At 40.4% G+C, this 19,536-nt stretch carries 13 protein-coding genes and 1 tRNA gene; 9 read left to right on the top strand and 5 right to left on the bottom strand.

What is annotated here, in order from left to right; translation table 11 throughout:
- Window positions 1–25: 25 nt before the first annotated feature.
- The 4 genes from ZA06_RS04500 (at window position 26) to ZA06_RS04485 (ending at window position 3,241) form a co-directional block, all read left to right on the top strand.
- Window positions 26–107 (top strand) — tRNA-Leu (locus tag ZA06_RS04500).
- 119 nt (window positions 108–226) lie between these two features.
- Window positions 227–1,312 carry an efflux RND transporter periplasmic adaptor subunit gene (locus tag ZA06_RS04495; protein WP_053976191.1) on the top strand — a complete coding sequence of 362 codons (1,086 nt, stop codon included), beginning with the start codon at window positions 227–229 and terminating at the stop codon, window positions 1,310–1,312.
- Entirely contained in the window at window positions 1,302–2,567 is a 1,266-nt protein-coding gene (locus tag ZA06_RS04490; RefSeq protein ID WP_053976190.1) for an ABC transporter permease, read from the top strand. The genes ZA06_RS04495 and ZA06_RS04490 overlap by 11 nt, the downstream gene beginning before the upstream one ends.
- Window positions 2,567–3,241, top strand: a complete 675-nt coding sequence (locus ZA06_RS04485) for an ABC transporter ATP-binding protein (RefSeq protein WP_053976189.1) — start codon at window positions 2,567–2,569, stop codon at window positions 3,239–3,241. Before ZA06_RS04490 ends, ZA06_RS04485 begins: the two co-directional genes overlap by 1 nt.
- On the opposite strand, the gene ZA06_RS04480 is transcribed toward ZA06_RS04485, so the two are convergent.
- Window positions 3,238–5,679 (bottom strand): DUF4982 domain-containing protein, encoded by a 2,442-nt coding sequence (locus ZA06_RS04480; protein WP_053976188.1) that lies wholly within the window; start codon window positions 5,677–5,679, stop codon window positions 3,238–3,240. The genes ZA06_RS04485 and ZA06_RS04480 overlap by 4 nt on opposite strands.
- A gap of 12 nt (window positions 5,680–5,691) precedes the next feature.
- On the bottom strand, window positions 5,692–6,834 hold the full coding sequence (locus tag ZA06_RS04475; RefSeq protein WP_053976187.1) for a glycoside hydrolase family 53 protein: 1,143 nt from the start codon (window positions 6,832–6,834) through the stop codon (window positions 5,692–5,694).
- Between the two features lie 124 nt (window positions 6,835–6,958).
- Here ZA06_RS04475 and ZA06_RS04470 point away from each other — a divergent pair, with 124 nt between their 5' ends.
- Genes ZA06_RS04470 through ZA06_RS04450 form a run of 5 tightly spaced genes read left to right on the top strand, consistent with a single transcriptional unit; the run spans window position 6,959 to window position 13,648 of the window.
- Window positions 6,959–7,957, top strand: coding sequence for a GntR family transcriptional regulator (locus ZA06_RS04470; RefSeq protein ID WP_053976186.1), 999 nt, complete (start codon window positions 6,959–6,961; stop codon window positions 7,955–7,957).
- 11 nt (window positions 7,958–7,968) lie between these two features.
- Window positions 7,969–8,850 (top strand): aldose 1-epimerase, encoded by an 882-nt coding sequence (locus ZA06_RS17070; RefSeq protein WP_053976185.1) that lies wholly within the window; start codon window positions 7,969–7,971, stop codon window positions 8,848–8,850.
- Window positions 8,851–9,999 (top strand): galactokinase, encoded by a 1,149-nt coding sequence (gene galK, locus ZA06_RS17065; protein ID WP_053976184.1) that lies wholly within the window; start codon window positions 8,851–8,853, stop codon window positions 9,997–9,999.
- A gap of 12 nt (window positions 10,000–10,011) precedes the next feature.
- Window positions 10,012–11,040, top strand: coding sequence for a UDP-glucose--hexose-1-phosphate uridylyltransferase (locus tag ZA06_RS04455; protein WP_053976183.1), 1,029 nt, complete (start codon window positions 10,012–10,014; stop codon window positions 11,038–11,040).
- Window positions 11,041–11,056: 16 nt separating this feature from the next.
- Complete coding sequence (locus ZA06_RS04450; RefSeq protein WP_053976182.1) at window positions 11,057–13,648, top strand: glycoside hydrolase 5 family protein; 2,592 nt, start codon at window positions 11,057–11,059, stop codon at window positions 13,646–13,648.
- Window positions 13,649–13,709: 61 nt separating this feature from the next.
- Here the strand turns inward: ZA06_RS04450 and ZA06_RS04445 are convergent, their stop codons facing one another.
- The 3 genes from ZA06_RS04445 to ZA06_RS04435 are packed head-to-tail and all read right to left on the bottom strand — an operon-like array spanning window position 13,710 to window position 19,536.
- Window positions 13,710–16,607 (bottom strand): alpha-amylase family glycosyl hydrolase, encoded by a 2,898-nt coding sequence (locus ZA06_RS04445; protein WP_053976181.1) that lies wholly within the window; start codon window positions 16,605–16,607, stop codon window positions 13,710–13,712.
- A 55-nt stretch (window positions 16,608–16,662) separates the two neighbouring features.
- Window positions 16,663–18,474 carry a SusE domain-containing protein gene (locus ZA06_RS04440; RefSeq protein WP_053976180.1) on the bottom strand — a complete coding sequence of 604 codons (1,812 nt, stop codon included), beginning with the start codon at window positions 18,472–18,474 and terminating at the stop codon, window positions 16,663–16,665.
- A 6-nt stretch (window positions 18,475–18,480) separates the two neighbouring features.
- Entirely contained in the window at window positions 18,481–19,536 is a 1,056-nt protein-coding gene (locus ZA06_RS04435; RefSeq protein ID WP_053977063.1) for a SusE domain-containing protein, read from the bottom strand.

The raw sequence follows: 19,536 nt of genomic DNA, 5'->3' as shown, positions 1-19,536 counted from the left end.
TTGCATCCCGAAACTAAGACTTATTGCGGGCGTGGTGGAATTGGTAGACACGCTAGACTTAGGATCTAGTGCCGCGAGGTGTGGGAGTTCGAGTCTCCCCGCCCGCACAATAAGCGAAAAGCTTCTCAGAAATGAGAAGCTTTTTTTATTTGCACGCTTCCCTAATGATTTAAATCATTTTATCCCACCAATAATTAGTATATTTTAGAATTGGAAATTATGAGCTATGAAAGCAATATGTTTCTTTTTAAGTGTTTGTTTTCTTGTGTCTTGCGGGAGTGATGGTGAAAAAACGCTTCCCAAAAAGCAAGATCTTACCGAGGCAGTGTACTCTTCTGTGGTCATTCAACCGGACAGCCTGTATGAGGCATATGCTATTGTTTCTGGTATTTTGGAAGACAATTTGGTGGAAGAAGGGCAGAAAGTTTCTAAGGGGGATAAAATCATTCAAATAACCAATAATGCACCTGAGTTAAATTCTCGAAATGCGAAATTGGCCCTCGATTTGGCAAGGGATAACTATAATGGAAGTGCTGCCGTATTGCTGGGGATTAAAGAGGAAATTGCGGCTGCGCAATTGAAATATAAGAATGATTCCATTAATTTTTTCAGGCAAAAAAATCTTTGGGAACAGAATATTGGTTCAAAGTTGGAGTATGATACCAAGGAGCTCAATTACCAACTTTCAAAAAATAACTTGCAATTGTTACAAAGTAGGTATGATCGTACCAAAAATGAATTGCAAACAGCGCAAAAGCAGGCCGAAAATAATTATAAAACTTCCCTAATCAATACCACGGATTTCACCATTAAAAGTGAAATAAACGGCATGGTGTACGCACTTTATAAAAACAAGGGGGAGATTGTAACTACTATGGAGCCCATGGCTTCTATTGGAAGTGCCAATGATTTTGTGATTGAAATGTTGGTGGATGAGGTGGATATTGTAAAAATAGAATTGGGGCAAAAGGTCATTGTGAGTCTGGATGCCTATAAAGGTGAGGTTTTTGAGGCTAGCGTGTCCAAAATTTTGCCAAAAAAGGATTTGCGGAACCAAACATTCACAGTTGAAGCGGAATTTGATCGTCTGCCTAAGAAGTTGTACTCCGGATTGTCTGGTGAAGCTAATATTATCATTAGGGAAAAGGAAGCGGTACTTACCATTCCAAAATCTTATTTGACAGATAAGGGAGAAGTTAAAACGGATAAGGGTCTTGTTGCTGTAAAAACCGGTCTGGAAAATCTTGAATCTGTTGAAATTTTGGAAGGCATAGATGCCGATACGGCGATATACAAACCAGATGGCAATTAACTGGAAGGTCATATTGGCCATTGCGAAAACGCATCTGCTGAGCAAGATCAAACAGACTTCCGTGGCAGCACTTGGGGTGACTTTTGGCATTGGTGCCTATATTACTCTGGTTTGTTTTATGACAGGTTTGAATAAAATGTTGGATGGCTTGATTTTGAATCAAACCCCACATATCCATATCTATAGTGAAATTGAACCCTCAAAAGAACAGCCCATCGCAGGCTATGAAACTTTGGAGAATAGTTTTAAGGTAGTCCATTCCATAAAACCGAAGCAAAGCCAAAAAAAGATTCATAACGCGTTGCCGATTATGGCCTATATCAACAAGGACAAGCGGGTGAAAGGTGCTATTCCACAAATAAAATCCAATATATTTTATATTTCAGGTTCTATTGAGCTCGGTGGAAATTTGAGAGGGGTAGAACCTTTGGAAGAAGCACGTTTATTCGACTTTCAAAATTATGTGGTTAAGGGAAGTCACGAAGATTTGCACAAGGTAGATAATGGTATTTTATTGGGATCTGGAATTGCCAAAAAGATGTCTCTAAAACTGGGAGACAAAATTCAGGTCAGTACGATCAAAGGGGATGTATTCCCTTTGAAAATTGTTGGGATTTATCAAAGTGGTTTGGCTGAGGTGGACGACATTCAAAGTTTTGCGACCATTAAAACGGTGCAGCGTATTTTAGGCGAAGCCGAAAATTATATCACCGATATCAATGTGAAGCTTTACAATATTGAGGAGGCTTATAGTATGGCTCAAGAAATGGAAAATCAATTTGGTTTAAAAGCGGTGGATATCAAAACGGCTAATGCCCAGTTTGAGACGGGTACCTCCATTCGGAATTTAATTACCTATGCGGTTTCCATTGCGCTATTGATTGTGGCTGGTTTTGGGATTTATAATATCCTAAATATGTTTATTTATGAAAAGATGAATGACATCGCCATTTTAAAGGCAACTGGATTTTCAGGGAAGGATGTGCAATATATTTTTATGTGTCAGGCGCTTATTATTGGTTTGGTTGGTGGTTTGTTGGGGTTGCTTGTTGGATTTGCGCTTACAAGTTTGATCGATACCCTGCCGTTTGAAACTGAAGCGCTCCCAACCATTAAGACCTTTCCCGTGAATTTCGATCCTTGGTTTTATGTCATCGGAATCACTTTCGCGTTAGTCTCTACCTTTTTTGCGGGTTATTTGCCATCCCGAAAGGCTAAAAAGATAGATCCGGTTAAAATAATTAGAGGTCAGTAATGAGTACAGTTCTTGAGACAAAAAATATCAATAAGTACTTTAGGAAGCCCGTGTTATTTCACGTGCTGAAGGATATCAATATGTCTATAAAGAAGGGTGAATTCACTTCTATTATCGGGAAATCTGGCTGTGGAAAGTCAACCTTGCTGTATATTTTGTCAACTATGGATACGGAATATGAAGGAGAGCTTTATTTGAACAATGAATTGGTGACTGGACAACATCATAACAAGTTGTCCTACTTAAGAAATAAGCACATTGGCTTTGTGTTTCAGTTTCATTATTTGTTGTCTGAGTTTTCGGTTTTGGAGAATGTTATGTTGCCGGCCAAAAAACTTGGTGAGAAGTCTTTGGAGGAAATTGAACACGATGCTAGAAACAAGTTGGAAATCCTCAATATAGGGCATTTGGCTGATAAAAGAGCCTCTAGAATTTCAGGGGGTGAAAAGCAGCGTGTGGCCATAGCTAGGGCTTTAATCAATAATCCGTCTATTATTTTGGGAGATGAGCCGACAGGTAATTTGGATAGTCACAATTCCGAAAATGTATTCAATGTGTTCAAGCAGCTTTGCGATGAACAAGGTCTTTCTCTTTTGATTGTTACCCATGATGAGGATTTTGCAAAAAAGACAGACCGAATTATCACTATGAGTGATGGGGTGATTATCTCTTAAGGCGTTTCGCTTTTCAAGGTTAGTTTTCCTGTTTTTAGGCCTTTTCCGCTTACGGTTAGTTCTATGTCTCCAGCTTGGGTTGTGGATTGTACCAAGACAACCAATTTTCCACTAAATAATTTCATAGTTGGTAAATGAAATAGCTCAAGGGAAGTGGCATCGCCATTACAGGCAGCACGGTAGGTGCCTTTGCCTTTTACTTTAAAATCTAATTGATTGGTAGCAGTAGGGCATGGAATGCCATTTTTGTCTACAACAGATACGGTTACAAAAGCGATGTCCTCACCATTGGCTTTGATGTTTTTTACATCAGGCTCTAAAATTAATTGATGAGGCTTGCCGGCCGTTTTGATTTCTTTTTCGGCGGCAGCGTTTCCGTGTTCATCAAAAGCTACAACTTTTAGGGTTCCTGGTTGGTATTTGACATCTTTCCACATTAAACGGTACCGGTTTTGATGTGTTGTAGAATCCTTTTTTTGAATACCAAGGCTTTTCCCGTTAAGGAATAATTCGGCACTGTCATAACTCGTATACACAAATACCGGTGTAATTTCTCCTTCGCGCCCTTCCCAATTCCAGTGAGGGAGTATGTGCAGCGTTTCGTCTTCGGTGTTCCATCTGCTTCGGTAAAGATAGAAACGGTCTTTGGGTAAACCGGCTAAATCATTAATACCGAAATAGGAACTTCGGGAAGGCCAAGCTTCATCGTAGGGCGTGGGTTCTCCTAAATAGTCAAAACCGGTCCATACAAATTCTCCAATCACCCAAGGCTTGTCATCCTGAAGTACAAAATCGTCGTCAGGCAAATTGGACCAGCTGCAATATTCCAAATCGTACGAAGAAGATTGAAAATCTGAGTAGGTTTTCATGCTGGCAATTTCTACTGGGAATTTGTAAATACCACGTGAACTCACTGTGGAAGCGGTTTCAGATCCTAAAATAAACCCTTGAGGAAAGGTTTCGTAAGCTTCTTCATAAAGGTGTACACGATAGTTTAATCCAGGAATGTCCATGATGGCTCCAAAGCCATTTTCCATAACAGCTTTTACTTGGTCCATCCCAACCGTGACAGGGCGTGTTGGGTCTTCTCTATGAAAAATATCCTGTAACCACTTGGCGCGTTTTACACCCTCCGAACCCCATTGGTCCGGCACTTCGTTTCCAGAACTCCACATGATGATTGAGGGATGGTTCCTGGTGGCTCTTACTAAATTCACCACATCTTTTTCGGCGTAATCATCAAAATAGAGATTGTACCCGGTTTCAACTTTTGGTTTTTTCCATTCGTCAAAACTTTCCGCTAAAAACATAAAGCCCATTTCGTCACAAAGTTCCAATTGTTCCATAGATGGCATGTTGTGGGAACTCCTAATGGCGTTGCATCCCATATCTTTTAAAATTCGCAATTGTCGTCTTAAGGCAGAAGTGTTCACAGCGGCTCCCAATGGCCCTAAATCATGGTGTAAACAAACGCCTTTAAATTTGGTGATTTCACCATTTAGGCTAAATCCAGTATTGCGATCGTATTGGATTCTTCTCACTCCAAATCGGGTGGTGATTTCATCTTTAAGAATATCTCCCGCGTATAATTTGGATACGGCAGTATATAAATAAGGGGTTTCGGGGCTCCATAAGTTGGGGTGTTCCAAAGCAATATTTTGGTCAAATTCATTGCCATATAAAGTTTCGGAAGTGTTTGAGGCAACGGTGGTTCCGTTGGCGTCTAAAATATCGGTAACCAAGTGCAGTTGTTCTCCGGAAACTTTTGTTTTGATGTTTACTTTGGCCATTTGGTCTGTAATCATTGGAGTTGTAATGTATGTACCCCAATGGTTAATACTTTCCTTTTCTTTTACAATGATTTGAACTTTTCGGTATAAGCCGGCACCTGGATACCATCTAGAAGATAGACCTCTGTTACTCAATTTAACTGCTAGTGTGTTAGTTTTTGAATTGGAAATATGTTCGGTAATGTCAAAATAAAAATACGCGTAACCGTATTTCCATTCGCCTACTTTGGTTCCGTTGATAAAGACTTCCGGTTCGCTCATGGCTCCTTCAAAGGCAATCAATACTTTTTTGTTTTGGTCAGCATTTGGAAGGGTAAATGAGGTTCGATACCAAGCTTCTCCAATATAGGGGAGGGAGCCTGTACGCCCTGTTTTTTCAGTAGCTACGGTTTCGCCATTTTGTTCAATAGCGACTACTTGTTTGTCGATTTCCTTATCAAAAGGACCGTAGATGGCCCAATCATGCGGCACGCTTACTTCTTCCCAAGAATTGTCATTGTATTTAGGAGAAACGGCTTCAGGGTGATGTCCTTTACTGAATTTCCATCCATCTCTTAAGGTGATAACCTCTCTCGTTTGTGCGTTAAGAGTGGTTTGAAACATAATTGCTATCAGGATGAGCGATATATATTTGATGCTGGATTTCATTTTGAAAGTGTGTTAATGATTGTAAAACTGCATGCCCAATGTGGCTTTGTTGTCATGGTCAAAAAGTGTGGCGTTGTCCCAATGAGAGCCTTGTCCCCATAATGTAGAACAGTTAGTGGATACCCAAGCTGGTTCCCAATAAATGAGACCTTCACCACCAGCATTTTCTATGATGCTTGTTAATTGATTGAGATAATCCAATTGTCCTTGTGGCGTGGCAGGATATCCTGAAATTAAGGCATCTTCTCCTAAAATATTGTTGGCGCTATCGGCGTTGGTTAAAGTAAATGGATAAGCGGTTTCAACAATCATCAAGCGTTTGTTATAAGTGTTGATGAGGGTGTTCAATGGAGTTGATACATTGTTAAGTGTGTACTCAGACCAAATAGGGTAATATGACAATCCAATCCAGTCGAAATCGGTAACGCCATTTTGTGTAGCCTGTTCAAACCACCACAAGGCGTTTTCTGGTTGGGCTATGTGGAGCATCACGCCAATCTCTTTTTCCTTGGCTTCGGAAATTGCCCTTACCGCTGCAATCCCTTTGTTTAATAAATAGGAATTTCTATTCCAATCTATGGGCCAAACCAAATCACCATGTTGTAGAATCATAGGGTTGATTTCATTGCCTATCTGTACAATTTCTGGGAGTAAATTTAAATTGGATAAGGTTTCAAGTGTATTGTAGGTGTAGATATAAGCTAATTCTCCAAGAGCAGTGGTGTTGTCTATTTCGTCCAACCAAGCGGCTGGGATTTCCTGTTTCTCGGGATCTGCCCAAGTGTCTGAATAATGGAAATCCAATAGAACGTCCATGCCCTGTGATTTTGCGCGTTGTATAGTGGTTGTAACATCCTCTAAATTGGAATAATTGGTCCAAGTTGGATTATGCCAAAGTCGAACCCTAACCAAATTGGTTCCTGCATTTTTGAAAATCGTGAAAGGGTCTTGGGTTTGACCGTCACTATTTTTATAAACCGCACCGCAATCTTCCATTTCATTCACATAGGATAAATCGGCACCGTAGTAAAAAGTCTCGTTTTCTGGAGGTGTGATAATGCCGTCGTCTGTATTGTCATCGTTGGAATCACTTGAGGAACAGCTTGCCAAAACAATAGATAATGTCAAGAGTATGTGTAGGGCATTTTTTATCATTGTCGTAATTTTAAAGATAAGTGATTGTAGTATTGGTAATTGAGTGATTGAATTTCTGCTAAATTACAAAATTTGTCTTAAAACACCATACCAGTACCTACCAGTTTTTGTATCTTTGTGGTCTATGAGTTTGATATCGGTTAAAGATCATATAGGAATTCCTAAGTACAAGCAAATTGTGTCTTCGGTAGAAGATGCTTTGGCAGCTGGTCTTTTGAAGAAAGGCGACCGTTTGCCCTCTATAAATAGTGTGCGAAACAAGTTTGATCTTTCTCGAGATACGGTGATGATGGCTTTCAATGAATTGAAGCGAAGAGGTATTGTAGAGTCGGTGTCTGGGAAGGGCTATTACATCAAGAGTGAGAATATCAACGTGTCCCAAAAAGTGTTTTTGCTGTTTGACGAGCTTAATGCTTTTAAGGAAGATTTGTACAATGCCTTTGTGAACAATCTTGACGAAGGCATTCAGGTGGAAATTTTCTTTCACCATTTCAGTTATGAGGTCTTTTCAAAATTGATTCAAGATAGTTTGGGCAGCTATCATTATTATGTCATCATGCCTGCAAATTTGAAAGGAACGGAGGATGTAATTGATATTTTGCCAAAGGACAAAGTTTATATTTTGGATCAATTGCCGAAGGAATTACATGGCTATCCTTCTATTCATCAGAATTTTGAAAAGGACATTTTTGATAGTTTGATGGAAATCAAAGAGCAGCTTCAAAAGTATCACAAGTTGGCGTTGCTTTATTCTGAAACCAAACAGCCGAAAGGCATGTTGAAAGGCTTTCAGAAGTTTGCCGAAATTGCTGAAATAGACTGTGAAGTCATTCAAACTTTTGAGAAGAAAATCATAGAACGGGGAGAAGTGTATTTGGTGTTGGATGATCAACATTTAATTGTACTTATTAAAAGTCTCAAGGAACTCCAAATGAAAGTGGGTAAAGATGTTGGAGTGATTTCCTATAATGAAACCTTGCTTAAGGAAATTGTGGAAGGCGGTATCACCACCATTTCTACCGATTTTAAGGAAATGGGTAAACGTTTGGCGGAAATGATTGTTAAAAACGAAAAAGAGAACATAGAAAACACCAGAAGGTTAATCATAAGAAATTCATTATAAAGGGTAGTAAGATGTTTGTAATAAACCATATAAAGGAGAATGGGGCTAGCGTTTTGGAAATCAGAAATACTGATAAAGCCTTGTTGGCATTGATAAATTTAAGGACGGGAGGAACTTTGGATGTGCTGGAATTGGAAGGCGCAAAGATTATTTCCAACGAAGGCGCTTTGCCGTTTGCATCGTCCGTTTTGTTTCCTTTCGCTAATAGAATTGCCAAAGGGCAATACACTTTTGAAGGAGAAACGTACCAATTGAAAAAGGGAGCGGTAGATCCTAATAATGCCATCCATGGCTTGATTTATGATAAAGAATTTGATATAGTAAATCAGGAAGTTACTAGTGAAAAAGCTATGGCAACTTTAAGGTATGAGCAAACTGAACCACAAGAAGGATTTCCGTTTTTGTATGCTGTGGAGCTTACATATGCAGTAAGCAATTCCGAATTGACATTGATTGTTGATGTTGAAAATATAGGGGCTCAGGCCTTTCCGTTCACTCTAGGATGGCATCCTTACTTTGAATCCAGTAATCTTGGGGAAAGTCACCTTTTAATGGATTGCAAGGGAAAGCTAAAAGTGGATGCGTTGATGATTCCTGTGGAAAAGGAAGCATTACAATTCCCTTCAGAATTACAAATAGGTGAGCAGCAGTTTGACGATTGCTTTCTTTTAGGAGATACCACCGTTGGCTTTAAAACACCGGATTATCATATTGCAATTGCAACCACTTCAAAAGAAAATTATTTGCAGGTATATACGCCTCCCGGAAGAAAAGCCATGGCCATAGAACCGCAAACAGGGCCTGCCAATAGCTTTAACAGTGGGATGGGCTTACAGACTTTGCAACCTCAAAAACGATATAATTTAAGTTGGACTATACAAAAGATTGGATAGATGAATACAGAATTGATTACGGCAATACAGGATACTTTTAAAGAAAAGTTTGGAGACAATTATTTAATGGTAAGTTCTCCGGGAAGGATAAATTTAATTGGAGAACACACCGACTATAATGAAGGATTTGTTTTTCCGGCAGCCATTGATAAGGGCATTATCACGGCCATTGGAAAAAGTGATTCGGAAACTTGCTCGGCAGTAGCTTATGATTTAAAGGAGCAGTTTGAGTTTACATTGGATGAGGTTGAGGCTATTCCAAAAGGGAACTGGAGAAATTACATTTTGGGTGTTGTTGGCGAGTTGCAAAAGAAAGGCATCGAAGTACCTCCTTTCAATGTTGTTTTTGGGGGAGATGTTCCTAATGGGGCAGGTTTGTCCTCTTCCGCAGCCTTGGAAAACAGCATCGCTTTTGGATTGAATGAATTGTTTGGTCTGGGGCTTACAAAGCACGAAATGATTTTGGTATCCCAAAAGGCAGAGCATAACTATGTAGGCGTACGCTGTGGAATTATGGATCAGTTTGCCAGTATGTTTGGAGAAGAAAATCAAGCCTTGTTGTTGGATTGTAGAACACAAACCGCAACATCCTATCCTATAGATTTTAAGGATTATGAATTGATGCTTATCAATTCCAACGTGAGCCACAATTTGGTGGAAAATGAGTATAACGATAGACGCCAAGTGTGCGAACATGTAGCGCAACTACTTGAAGTTCCTTTTTTACGTGATGCTACCGAAGAAGATTTGTTGAAAGTGAAATCGCAACTTTCCGAAGCCGATTATCAAAAGGCATTGTATGTGGTTCAAGAGAATGACAGGGTGATGAAATTTGCCAAAGCCATCGAAGAAAACGATGTGGAGCAGTTGGGAGCCTTTCTTTTGGAAGCCCACCAAGGTATGCAGCACCAATTCAAAATTAGTTGTGACGAATTGGACTTTTTGGTAGAACAGGCAAAAGCGCATCCAAGTGTGGCCGGTGCTAGAATGATGGGAGGCGGTTTTGGAGGCTGTACCATCAATATTGTAAAAAAGGATGCTTTGGAAGACTACGCCAAAACGGTTACCGAAAACTATAAAAATACCTTTGGGATTGACTGCAGTGTACACTTTGTAAAACTGTCTCAAGGAACACATTTAATAAACTAAAATCAAAATAAGATGAACTCAGATATACATGATTATTCACATAAACGATTAAATATCCTAACAGGGGAATGGGTTTTGGTATCTCCGCATCGTGCTAAAAGACCTTGGCAGGGGCAACAGGAAGAAACGACTCCAGATGTGCGTCCAAGCTATGACGAAAGTTGCTATTTGTGTGCCGGAAATGTAAGAGCCAATGGTGAAGTGAATCCGTCTTACAATGACGTTTTTGTCTTTACTAACGATTTTTCTGCTTTGCAAAGTGATTCTAAGGAATTCACTGTGAATGAAGGTTTGTTACAGGCGCAAAGTGAGCAGGGTATTTGTAAGGTGATTTGTTTCAGTCCAGATCACTCCAAAAGTTTGGCGCAAATGAGTGTTGAAGGAATTGAAAAGGTAGTGCATACTTGGCAAGCAGAATATGCCTCTTTAGGAAGTGAACCGAATATCAACTACGTGCAGATTTTTGAGAACAAAGGAGCCATTATGGGTTGTAGCAATCCACATCCACATGGACAGATTTGGAGCCAGTCTTCTTTGCCAAATGAAGTGGTGAAAAAGGACGTTCGCCAATTGGAATATTTCAAAGCGCATAACAGGACCTTGCTTTCAGATTACTTAAAGCAAGAATTGGAAATTAAAGAGCGTATCATTTTTGAAAACAAAGCTTTCGTTGTATTGATTCCGTTTTGGGCAGTGTGGCCTTATGAAGCAATGATTGTGCCTAAAACACCTCAAAAGAGTATTGGTGACATGGCTCAGGAAGAAACCTTGTTGTTTGCCGAAGCCATTTCGGTATTGACCAAAGTTTATGATAAGTTGTTCAACTGCTCTTTCCCATATTCTAGTGGTATCCACCAAGCGCCTACCAATGGCGAAGCTAATGAGCATTGGCATTGGCACATGAGTTTTTATCCGCCGTTGTTGCGCAGTGCAACCGTGAAGAAATTCATGGTGGGTTATGAAATGTTTGCAAGTCCACAGCGTGATATTACAGCTGAAAGTGCTGCTAAAACATTGAGAGGCCTGTCAGAAGGACTCTAATTTTAAAACTGGTAATATGAAAGTAAATGGAATTATTCCATTGGTAATGGCATTGTGTTTGGGTATGTTTCAGTGGTCTTTGGCACAGGAAACCTCCCAAAAAAGCAATGTGGTTATTGATGGCAATGGGGTGATGCGATGGGAATCCACCAAGGAAGAAGTGTTTGGTTTTGGTGTTAATTATACAGTGCCTTTTGCTCATGCTTATCGTTCGGCCAAACGTATGGGAATTGATCCCAAAAAGGCCATCGATAGTGACATTTACCATTTTACCCGCTTAGGTTTCGATTTGTACCGAATTCATGTTTGGGACACACAAATAAGCGATGTTGAAGGGAATCTTTTGGAGAATGAATATTTAGAGACTTTTGATTATTTGTTGAACCAACTAAAGTCTCACAACATTAACTATGTCATTACGCCTATAGCGTTTTGGGGAGATGGTTGGCCAGAACCTGATGGAGATACTCCTGGGTTTTCGCATAGATACGGAAAAGCAGATTGCTTGACCAATCCAGAAGCCATAAAAGCACAGCAAAATTACCTCTTTCAGTTTTTAAATCATGTGAATCCTTATACGGGAGTAGCTTATAAGGATGAGCCTAATATCATTGCTTTTGAAGTGAGTAATGAACCGCACCATCAAGGTACGGCTGCAGAGGTGACAGCCTTTGTGAAGGGCATGGTAGAAGCGATGCGGAAAACAGGAACGCAAAAACCTATTTTCTATAATATGAGCCATGCCGTACATTTTATGGATGCCTATTTTGAAGGAGGAGCACAGGGGGGTACCTTTCAGTGGTATCCTACGGGGCTTGGTTATGGTAAGGAACTTTCTGGGAATGTACTGCCTAATGTGAATGATTATGACATGCCATTTGATGAGGTAATTAAAAAACATCACGGCGCTAAATTGGTCTATGAATTCGATGCGGCGGATGTTGGGAAGTCCTATGTATATCCTGCTATGGCACGAAGTTTTAGAAGTGCCGGAATGCAAATAGGGACCCATTTTGCGTACGACCCGACGTATTTGGCTTATGCCAATACCGAATATAATACGCATTATATGAATTTGAATTATACACCTTCCAAGGCTTTGGCCTTAAAGATTTGCTCGGAAGTGTTTCATGAAATTCCTTTGTACGCCGAATTTGGAAAGTACCCAGAAAATACCTCGTTTGGCAATTTCAAGTTAGATTACAAAACAGATTTGGCCGAGTATAATTCCGAAGGGAAGTTTTTTTACACGAATACAACATCATCAAACCCTAAGAATTTAAAAAAGCTAGAGGAGATTGCCGGTTATGGCAGTTCACCTGTAGTGGCTTATGATGGGCAGGGGGCTTATTTTTTGGATAAGATTTCCAAAGGTGTTTGGCGTTTGGAAGTACAATCGGATGCTATTTGGGTCGATAATCCTTTTGGGAAAAACAGTCCGAAGAAGACTGTGGCAATTATCAAATGGGAAACCCATACAATGTCTATTGATTTAAAGGATTTAGGAGAAGGATTTTCGATTGAAGCTATTAATGAAGGGAATGGTTTTCAGTCTCAGGTAAGCGGTAAAGTATTTTCAATTCAACCGGGAACTTATATCCTCAGTAAAAAAGGAGGCAAAAAAACTTGGTCAGCTAATGATGCTTTTAAAACCAATAAACTCAACGATTTTTACGCCCCAAAAACCACGGTTGATAAACCTTGGTTGATACATGAATCATTAGGAGAAGTGACTGAAAATACCCCATTGCCATTGCAAGTGCAGTATGTAGCACCAAACAAGCCAGAAAGCATTCAACTGCAAGGATATTCTTCAAAAGGGCGTTTTCAGGTAGATTTTAAAAACACTCAAGGGTATATTTATTCAGCCACCTTACCTTCAGAATATCTGCAGACAGGTTTTGTCCATTACAATATTGTGGTGAAAAGTGATGATACTTTTAGGTCCTATCCCGCCGACATGGAAGGCAAATTTTCGGATTGGGATTTTTATGATACCGAAGATTATGTGGTTAAAGTAGTGCCTGAAAGCAATCCTATTTATTTGTTTGATGCGGAAGAGGATACCAATGATTTGGTTCGCCCTTGGCGCGAGGGTTTTAAATTGGTGCCAGCAGAAGAATATGGGCAATCGGAATGCCAAATGAACTTGGAGCAATTGTTTGTTGAAGATTCTGAAAACAGGAATGCAACACCTATTTACGATTACAGTTTTAAACACTTTATCAGCGATAAAATTGATGGGAGACAATCCGGTTTGAAGGATAAAGCCACTTTGGTTTTTAAAGGGCGATCGTTGACAGATAAACCGTTGCCTTTGCAAATTGCCTTTGTAATGGAAGATGGCTCTAGTTATGGAGGTATGTTGACTTTGGAGCCCGAAATGGGAGACTATACTTTGTCGCTTTCAGAGTTAAAACCAGTAAAAACGGTTACGCTTCCAAGGTCGTATCCTAGCTTTTTGCCGTACTATTTGGAGCATAAAATCACTACTGAATTCGATATCAACAACGTAGAGAGCCTTCAGTTTTCTATTGGTCCTGGAATCCTAGAAAACCAATTGCAGGAGCCCCATGGTATTGGAATGGTAAGTGTGCGTTTAGAATAGAAAAAGCTTCCCGCAAGGAGAAGCTTTCACTCAAACTTAAAAACAAAAAACTCAAATAAAATTATAGTTTTATCAACTTAGAAGTAGCTGTTTGCCCTTCTTCATTTTTTAGTTTTACCATATAAATACTTGGCATCAGGTTTGAAATATCAAATCCATGGCCTTCTTGGAAGTCGCCCGAAAATGATTTTACCAATTTTCCTGTGATATCATAAATCGCAACTTGGGTTGTGGCTTTATTAATTTGGAAACTGTTGTTGGTTGGGTTAGGGTATACCTTAATTCCTTGAGATAAAACATGATCTTCAATACTCAAGGTTGCGGCCAAGTTTCCATAGATTTTAAAGGTTCCAGGCGCCATATTAATCGTGGCTGTTGTAGTGCTTACTTCCATGGTTGTGCTACCTGTATTATCCATTAAATCATACCAAGTTCCTGTATATGGGAAGTTAGGCACCATGTTTTGTGCCACCACATCAAAATTGGCTAAGATGACCACGTTCTTCAGTTCAGTTGATGGAAGTGTATCATCCCAAATGTAAATTTTAGGAGTCAAGTTTCCGGACTCAATGGTGTAGTTGCCTTCAAAAACATCTTCTTGAATTTTCAAAGCATTGATACGTGCCCAGTCCTCATAAATTTGGCTTCGGTTAGCATCGCCAAGCCAATTGTTGGTCCATTGTGGCTGAGGTTTGGTGTCCAGTTTGCAATCCCCGGTGCCATCACTGTCATTATCCGGTAAATTTACAGTACCATCATTACATGTATAGATTGAGTTTTCCATGCCCAATTCTCCAAAATGCCAAATCATTTTAGGTCCAGGAATGGTTAAACTTACGGCGCCAAGTGCGGACATACGCTCTAGGGCTGTGTTAAGTTCAGTAACATCATAACTGCCATTGGAGTTTCCATATTGAATGTTTTTAAACATCAAACGCTCTTCATCGTGGCTTTCGGCATAGCCTACCAATCTAGGTTGGTCAAAGCCTCTGGAAGTATGTCCCATAGAGGTAATGTTGGCAGTGTAGCCCATGGTCAATTCGTTGTATTGGTGATTCAAGTTCCCCCACAACATGATCCCCTTTCCTTCACCGATGCGGTAGTTGGCCCATTCTATTTCTTCATCCAATGAGGTCTGACCATCATTGTTGGCATCCCAATCGGTTCCCAAATGTTCAAAGATGACAAAGTGATTGGCGTCCAAATCCCAACTGAAGTCGGCATACTCTTTAAGTATGGCAACACGATCGGCATTATAATCATTAGTACAGCCTTCGTTGTTGGCGCAATTTTGAGTGAATCCTTTGGTAAGGTCCCATCTAATACCGTCAATTTTAAATTCTTCAATCCAATGTTCTACAACACGTTCTGAGTAATACTGAGTGCGTTCCTCTTGATGGTTAAAATCGGATCCCACATTATACGAATGTGCAGGTGTTTGGTTGAAATAAGGGTTGTCGGCGTTGATATTTCCTGAATTGTCTGACCACATACGCACCATTGGGTTTCTTCCAAAGGCATGGTTTAATGCGATGTCCAAGATTACAGCAATGCCATTTTGGTGGCAGATATCGATAAGTTCTTTCAATTTAGCTTCGGTTCCATAAAACTTATCCAAGGCCATATGGAAAGATGTATTATAGCCCCAGCTTTCGTTGCCTTCAAATTCCATCACAGGCATCAGCTGGATAGCATTTACATTTAAATCCTTGAAATAGTCAATCTTGTCAATAATGTCTTGAAAGTTCCTGTCGCTGTCAAAATCACGAATCAAGACTTCATAAATTACCAAGTCTTCTTTTTTAGGTTTTGTGAAGTTGGTCACCTGCCAATCGTATACTGGTTGGGCCGTTTGCAATACCGTTACTTCATAACTTTGCCCAGCAGGGTAGTCAGGAAGGTTAGGGTAGGTGTCTTCTGGAATATACGGATCATCCCAAGGTGATAATACCAAGGTTGAAAATGGATCGGCTGTTTTTACTTCACTTGGCGAATTGGTTGCCGGCGAATTGGTGTAGGTCCAGTATTGATAGGTATAAGTCTCACCAGAAGTTAGACCGTTCAGTTCTATCCAAAATTTGGAAGAGGATGCGTCCTTCTTCATTAAATAGGTGCTTGAATAGGGATTCCAATCGTTAAAGCTTCCTGCAACATATACAAAATCTTTGTTTGGAGCATCTAAAACTAAAGTTGCTTTGGTGGCATCTTCGGAATCGTAATTGATGCCGTTTTCCATGCCTTCTGGAAGCGCTTCCACTACCGAGCTGGCGATAATGATTTCAAAGGAGGATTCTCCGGATTCTGTGGAGCCTGAAGGTGTTCCAATAACTGTTACCGTTCCAGATTCTGTTACATTGGTCAAAGTCGTGCTATAGGTTGGAAATCCTTGCCCTGTAGCTACAGAGACATTGTTATAAAGGACTTCAAATGCGCCTACTTGGGTAGTTCCAGCTGATTGCATATAGGCACTAATGGATAGGTTGCCTCCAGATTCCACAATCACAGGATCGTAATTTGGACTGTTAAAAACTACCGTTACAGCGCCTACATAGTATAATTCATCTTGAGATTGTTGGCTACCATCGTCGCTTTTAACCAACATTCCTATTTGACCAATGCCGGTATCTTGATACAGTTCGGTTGGTGTCATAGTGAAGGAGTAGGTGCCATTACCATTGTTGGTGAATTTTTGAGCTTCGTTGGAGTTGCCCCAATCGCCATTGGTAGGGGAATCTCCTGCTTGATTGCCATTGGTGTCGAAATACCAGGTCCAAAGGTATAAGTCTGCTCCATCGGTACTGCCCCATATGTCGGCATCCAAATTGGAGACAGTTATCGTAATTTCATCGGTTTCCTCAAATGGCGATGGACTAATGTCAAAGCTTACGTCGCTTTGTGTTTGCCCATATGAGAAGACATACAATGAAAAAAACAGTAATGAGAGTAATGTGTGTTTCATAGCTATTTTATATTAAAATGGGCTATGATTTCTCATAGCCCATTTGTAAAACTTCTTATTGAAGGGTTATGGTTTTGTTGACGGTGTCCATGGTGAGCGTATACGTCCCAGGGGTTCCTACAAAACTGAAATTACTATCGCCATCATTGGCATTTGCAAAGTTGGCATCGATGGTGTAACCTTCTCCTTCATAATATGGATAATTCAATCCAGACCCCCAATCGGCATTTACCGTGAAGAATCTGAAGGCATCGTTTGTAAACGTTACTTCGGCAGAATATACTCCGGCTCCCGTACAAGGGAAGGCTACCGGTGTATCCCATCCCCAACCTGCGTCAGGCACTCCTGCACCAACAATCCAAAGGGTTTCATATTCGCATTCAATTTGCGCATCACCCAAAGTAATGGTTTTATTAATGGTATCTACACTTAAGTAATACTCTCCAGGAGTTCCTGTAAAACTGAAGTTGCTGTCGCCATCATTAGCATTCGTAAAGTTGCTGTCGATGGTGTAACCTGCACCTTCGTAATATGGATAGTTCAATCCAGATCCCCAATCTCCTTCTACAGTAAAGAATCTAAAGGCATCATTGCTGAAGTTTACATTTCCAGAATACACGCCGTTTCCAGTACATGGTAATGCAACTGGTGTATCCCATCCCCAACCTGCGTCTGGAACACCAGCACCTACCAACCACAATTGGTCGAACTCACAGTTAGGACCAACTACTGGAGGGCCTAAAGTAATGGTCTTGTTTTCCATGTCAATCTCAAGGAAATACTCTCCTTCAGTTCCTACAAATTGGAAATTGCTATCACCGTCATTGGCATTTACCAAGTTTTCGTCAATGGTAAACCCTCTTGACTCATACCAAGGATAGTTGAAGCTAATTGGGCCCCAATCTTGTTGTCCAAAGAATCTAAAATTACCGCCATTATCAGGAGATAACATGACGTTTCCAGAGTATACACTTCCTTGAAGAAGAAATTCTGCAGGAGAATCCCATCCCCAACCAGCGGTTGTAATCCCAGCACCAACACCGTAGATTACAGGTAGAAGTGCAGTTTCATAAGTTGTAACGGTAATAGTAATAACATTTGAATTACGTTCTAAATCGCCAGCAGCAGTCTCAATTACCGAACGGATTCTAATATCGATTGATCCTGTTGTTTCAGGTTCAATTCCCAAGTTAAGGGCTACGTCGTTCAATTCTCCATGGGTCATTTCCAACATAGTGTCCTCTGTAGTCCCTAAGTTTTCAACAGTTGCAAAATCAGTTCCTGAAATGGCGCCTTCAACATAGTAGTTGATGGTAGCCGTAGGATTCTCTGAAAAATCAGGATCATTCCATTCAATGGTCGTTGCAAGCTCATCTTCGGAAATGTCTGTAAGTACGATTTCAAAAGAACTGTCAGGACTCGTAATTACAGGATTGTTTTCAGGGTAAGAACTTACCTTTATTTTAAGCACTTCTGAAATGTCACTTCCTCCTAAGATTCTGAAAAACACATCAGACTCTTCAAAAGCTTGAATGTTGTTGTTCAATAACACAGCGTTAAGTTCTCCCACTGTCATTGAGAATGAGGTGGAGGTAGAAGTTCCTAAGACAATAGGTGCTGTAAATTCTTCATCGGCAGCCATTTCAACAGTGTAATTGTCGGCTCCTGAAATGTTGTCCTGCCATACTAGGGTAAGTGCCACATTTTGGGTGTTGGCACCATCCAATAACAAGGCTGCATTTTCATTTGGAGAAACAATCTTGAAACTTTCGGCTGGATCGATGAATGTAAAGTCATCGGAATTGTTGCAATTTACAGCTACAAGCAGTAGTGCAAAGGCAGAAAATATTTTTAATAAATGTTTCATCTTAAATTAGTTTTGAGTTAGAGAATATGTGTATTCCCTTGGGTTGGACAGGTCTAAAACTACGTGGTAGTTTCCAGCAGTACCATCAAAGGTTAGGTCTCCTCCAGCTTGAAGGAAGCCATCATCGTTAAAGGATCCTAATTCAATAGACCATGCATTGTTTGCTCTAAACTTAAATGGACCAGGTTCAAGGTCAATATCTATTTCCAAAGTTCTGGTAGAACTATTATATACCATATCAGTATCTGAATCCCATCCTGTAGGTGTGGCTTCACCAATGATACCCCAACTTACGGCGGTGGTTGCATAAGTAAGCTCTCCAGTATCGGCCTGTACAAAGTAATACCCAGCTGTAGCTGTACAATCGGTTTCGTCATCTGCTACTAGAATTCCTGTAAAGCTACCGTCATCACCCCAGTCGGTGTTACCCCATTGGAAGGCACCAGCCGCATCAGGAGCCAAGAATTTGTAACCACCATCTAACCAAACATACCCTTCGTAATCGGTTTCTCCAAACGCAGACGAAGCCAAAAGCGGTGCTGTTGGGGGATCCCATCCTTGGTGATTTCCAGGAACAGCCAATTTAGGCAATGCCGTAGTAAAAGGCGTCACGGATACCGTAATGGCATTGGAATAAAGTGGCATATCACTTTGGTTTCCAATGGTTGATTTCACTCTAATGTCCAAAGTCCCTTCGGTAAAAGGAAGCAGTCCTGCTCCCACCGCATATCCGTTGAAGGTTGCAATGTCCAAAGACAATACATTGGAACTGGTAGTTCCTATGACAACGGGTTCTTCAAAATCGGTACCACTTTGAGCCGCTTCTACGATATAGCTTATTTGGGTTGGTACACCGTAATCGGCACTTTCCCAAGTAATCGTAATGGCAGTGTTTGTTTGATTTTCAAAAGGATTTAAGGTATAGGATTGCCCGTCGTTGGGCGTTAAAATGTCTCCAAACGATCCTTCGGTAATTTGGAAATCACCGTGGCCGTCATCACTGCTACAGGCAACGAAAAACATGGTGGCCACGATTAAACAATAATTTATAAGCTGTTTCAT

This window comes from Mangrovimonas xylaniphaga (genome assembly GCF_001280435.1).
GTDB classification, from domain to species: domain Bacteria; phylum Bacteroidota; class Bacteroidia; order Flavobacteriales; family Flavobacteriaceae; genus Mangrovimonas_A; species Mangrovimonas_A xylaniphaga.
The sequence above is the reverse complement of the archived record's forward strand: the minus strand, read 5'-3'. Positions and strand labels throughout refer to the sequence as shown.

Excerpts from the sequence above, each read along its gene's own strand:
- ZA06_RS04495 (WP_053976191.1), top strand. The coding sequence starts at position 227 with ATGAAAGCAATATGTTTCTTTTTAAGTGTTTGTTTTCTTGTGTCTTGC.
- ZA06_RS04435 (WP_053977063.1), bottom strand. The coding sequence starts at position 19,536 with ATGAAACAGCTTATAAATTATTGTTTAATCGTGGCCACCATGTTTTTC.
- ZA06_RS04480 (WP_053976188.1), bottom strand. The coding sequence starts at position 5,679 with ATGAAATCCAGCATCAAATATATATCGCTCATCCTGATAGCAATTATG.
- ZA06_RS04445 (WP_053976181.1), bottom strand. The coding sequence starts at position 16,607 with ATGAAACACACATTACTCTCATTACTGTTTTTTTCATTGTATGTCTTC.
- ZA06_RS04485 (WP_053976189.1), top strand. The coding sequence starts at position 2,567 with ATGAGTACAGTTCTTGAGACAAAAAATATCAATAAGTACTTTAGGAAG.
- ZA06_RS04490 (WP_053976190.1), top strand. The coding sequence starts at position 1,302 with ATGGCAATTAACTGGAAGGTCATATTGGCCATTGCGAAAACGCATCTG.
- ZA06_RS04475 (WP_053976187.1), bottom strand. The coding sequence starts at position 6,834 with ATGATAAAAAATGCCCTACACATACTCTTGACATTATCTATTGTTTTG.
- ZA06_RS04450 (WP_053976182.1), top strand. The coding sequence starts at position 11,057 with ATGAAAGTAAATGGAATTATTCCATTGGTAATGGCATTGTGTTTGGGT.
- ZA06_RS04455 (WP_053976183.1), top strand. The coding sequence starts at position 10,012 with ATGAACTCAGATATACATGATTATTCACATAAACGATTAAATATCCTA.
- ZA06_RS17070 (WP_053976185.1), top strand. The coding sequence starts at position 7,969 with ATGTTTGTAATAAACCATATAAAGGAGAATGGGGCTAGCGTTTTGGAA.
- ZA06_RS04470 (WP_053976186.1), top strand. The coding sequence starts at position 6,959 with ATGAGTTTGATATCGGTTAAAGATCATATAGGAATTCCTAAGTACAAG.
- ZA06_RS04440 (WP_053976180.1), bottom strand. The coding sequence starts at position 18,474 with ATGAAACATTTATTAAAAATATTTTCTGCCTTTGCACTACTGCTTGTA.
- galK (WP_053976184.1), top strand. The coding sequence starts at position 8,851 with ATGAATACAGAATTGATTACGGCAATACAGGATACTTTTAAAGAAAAG.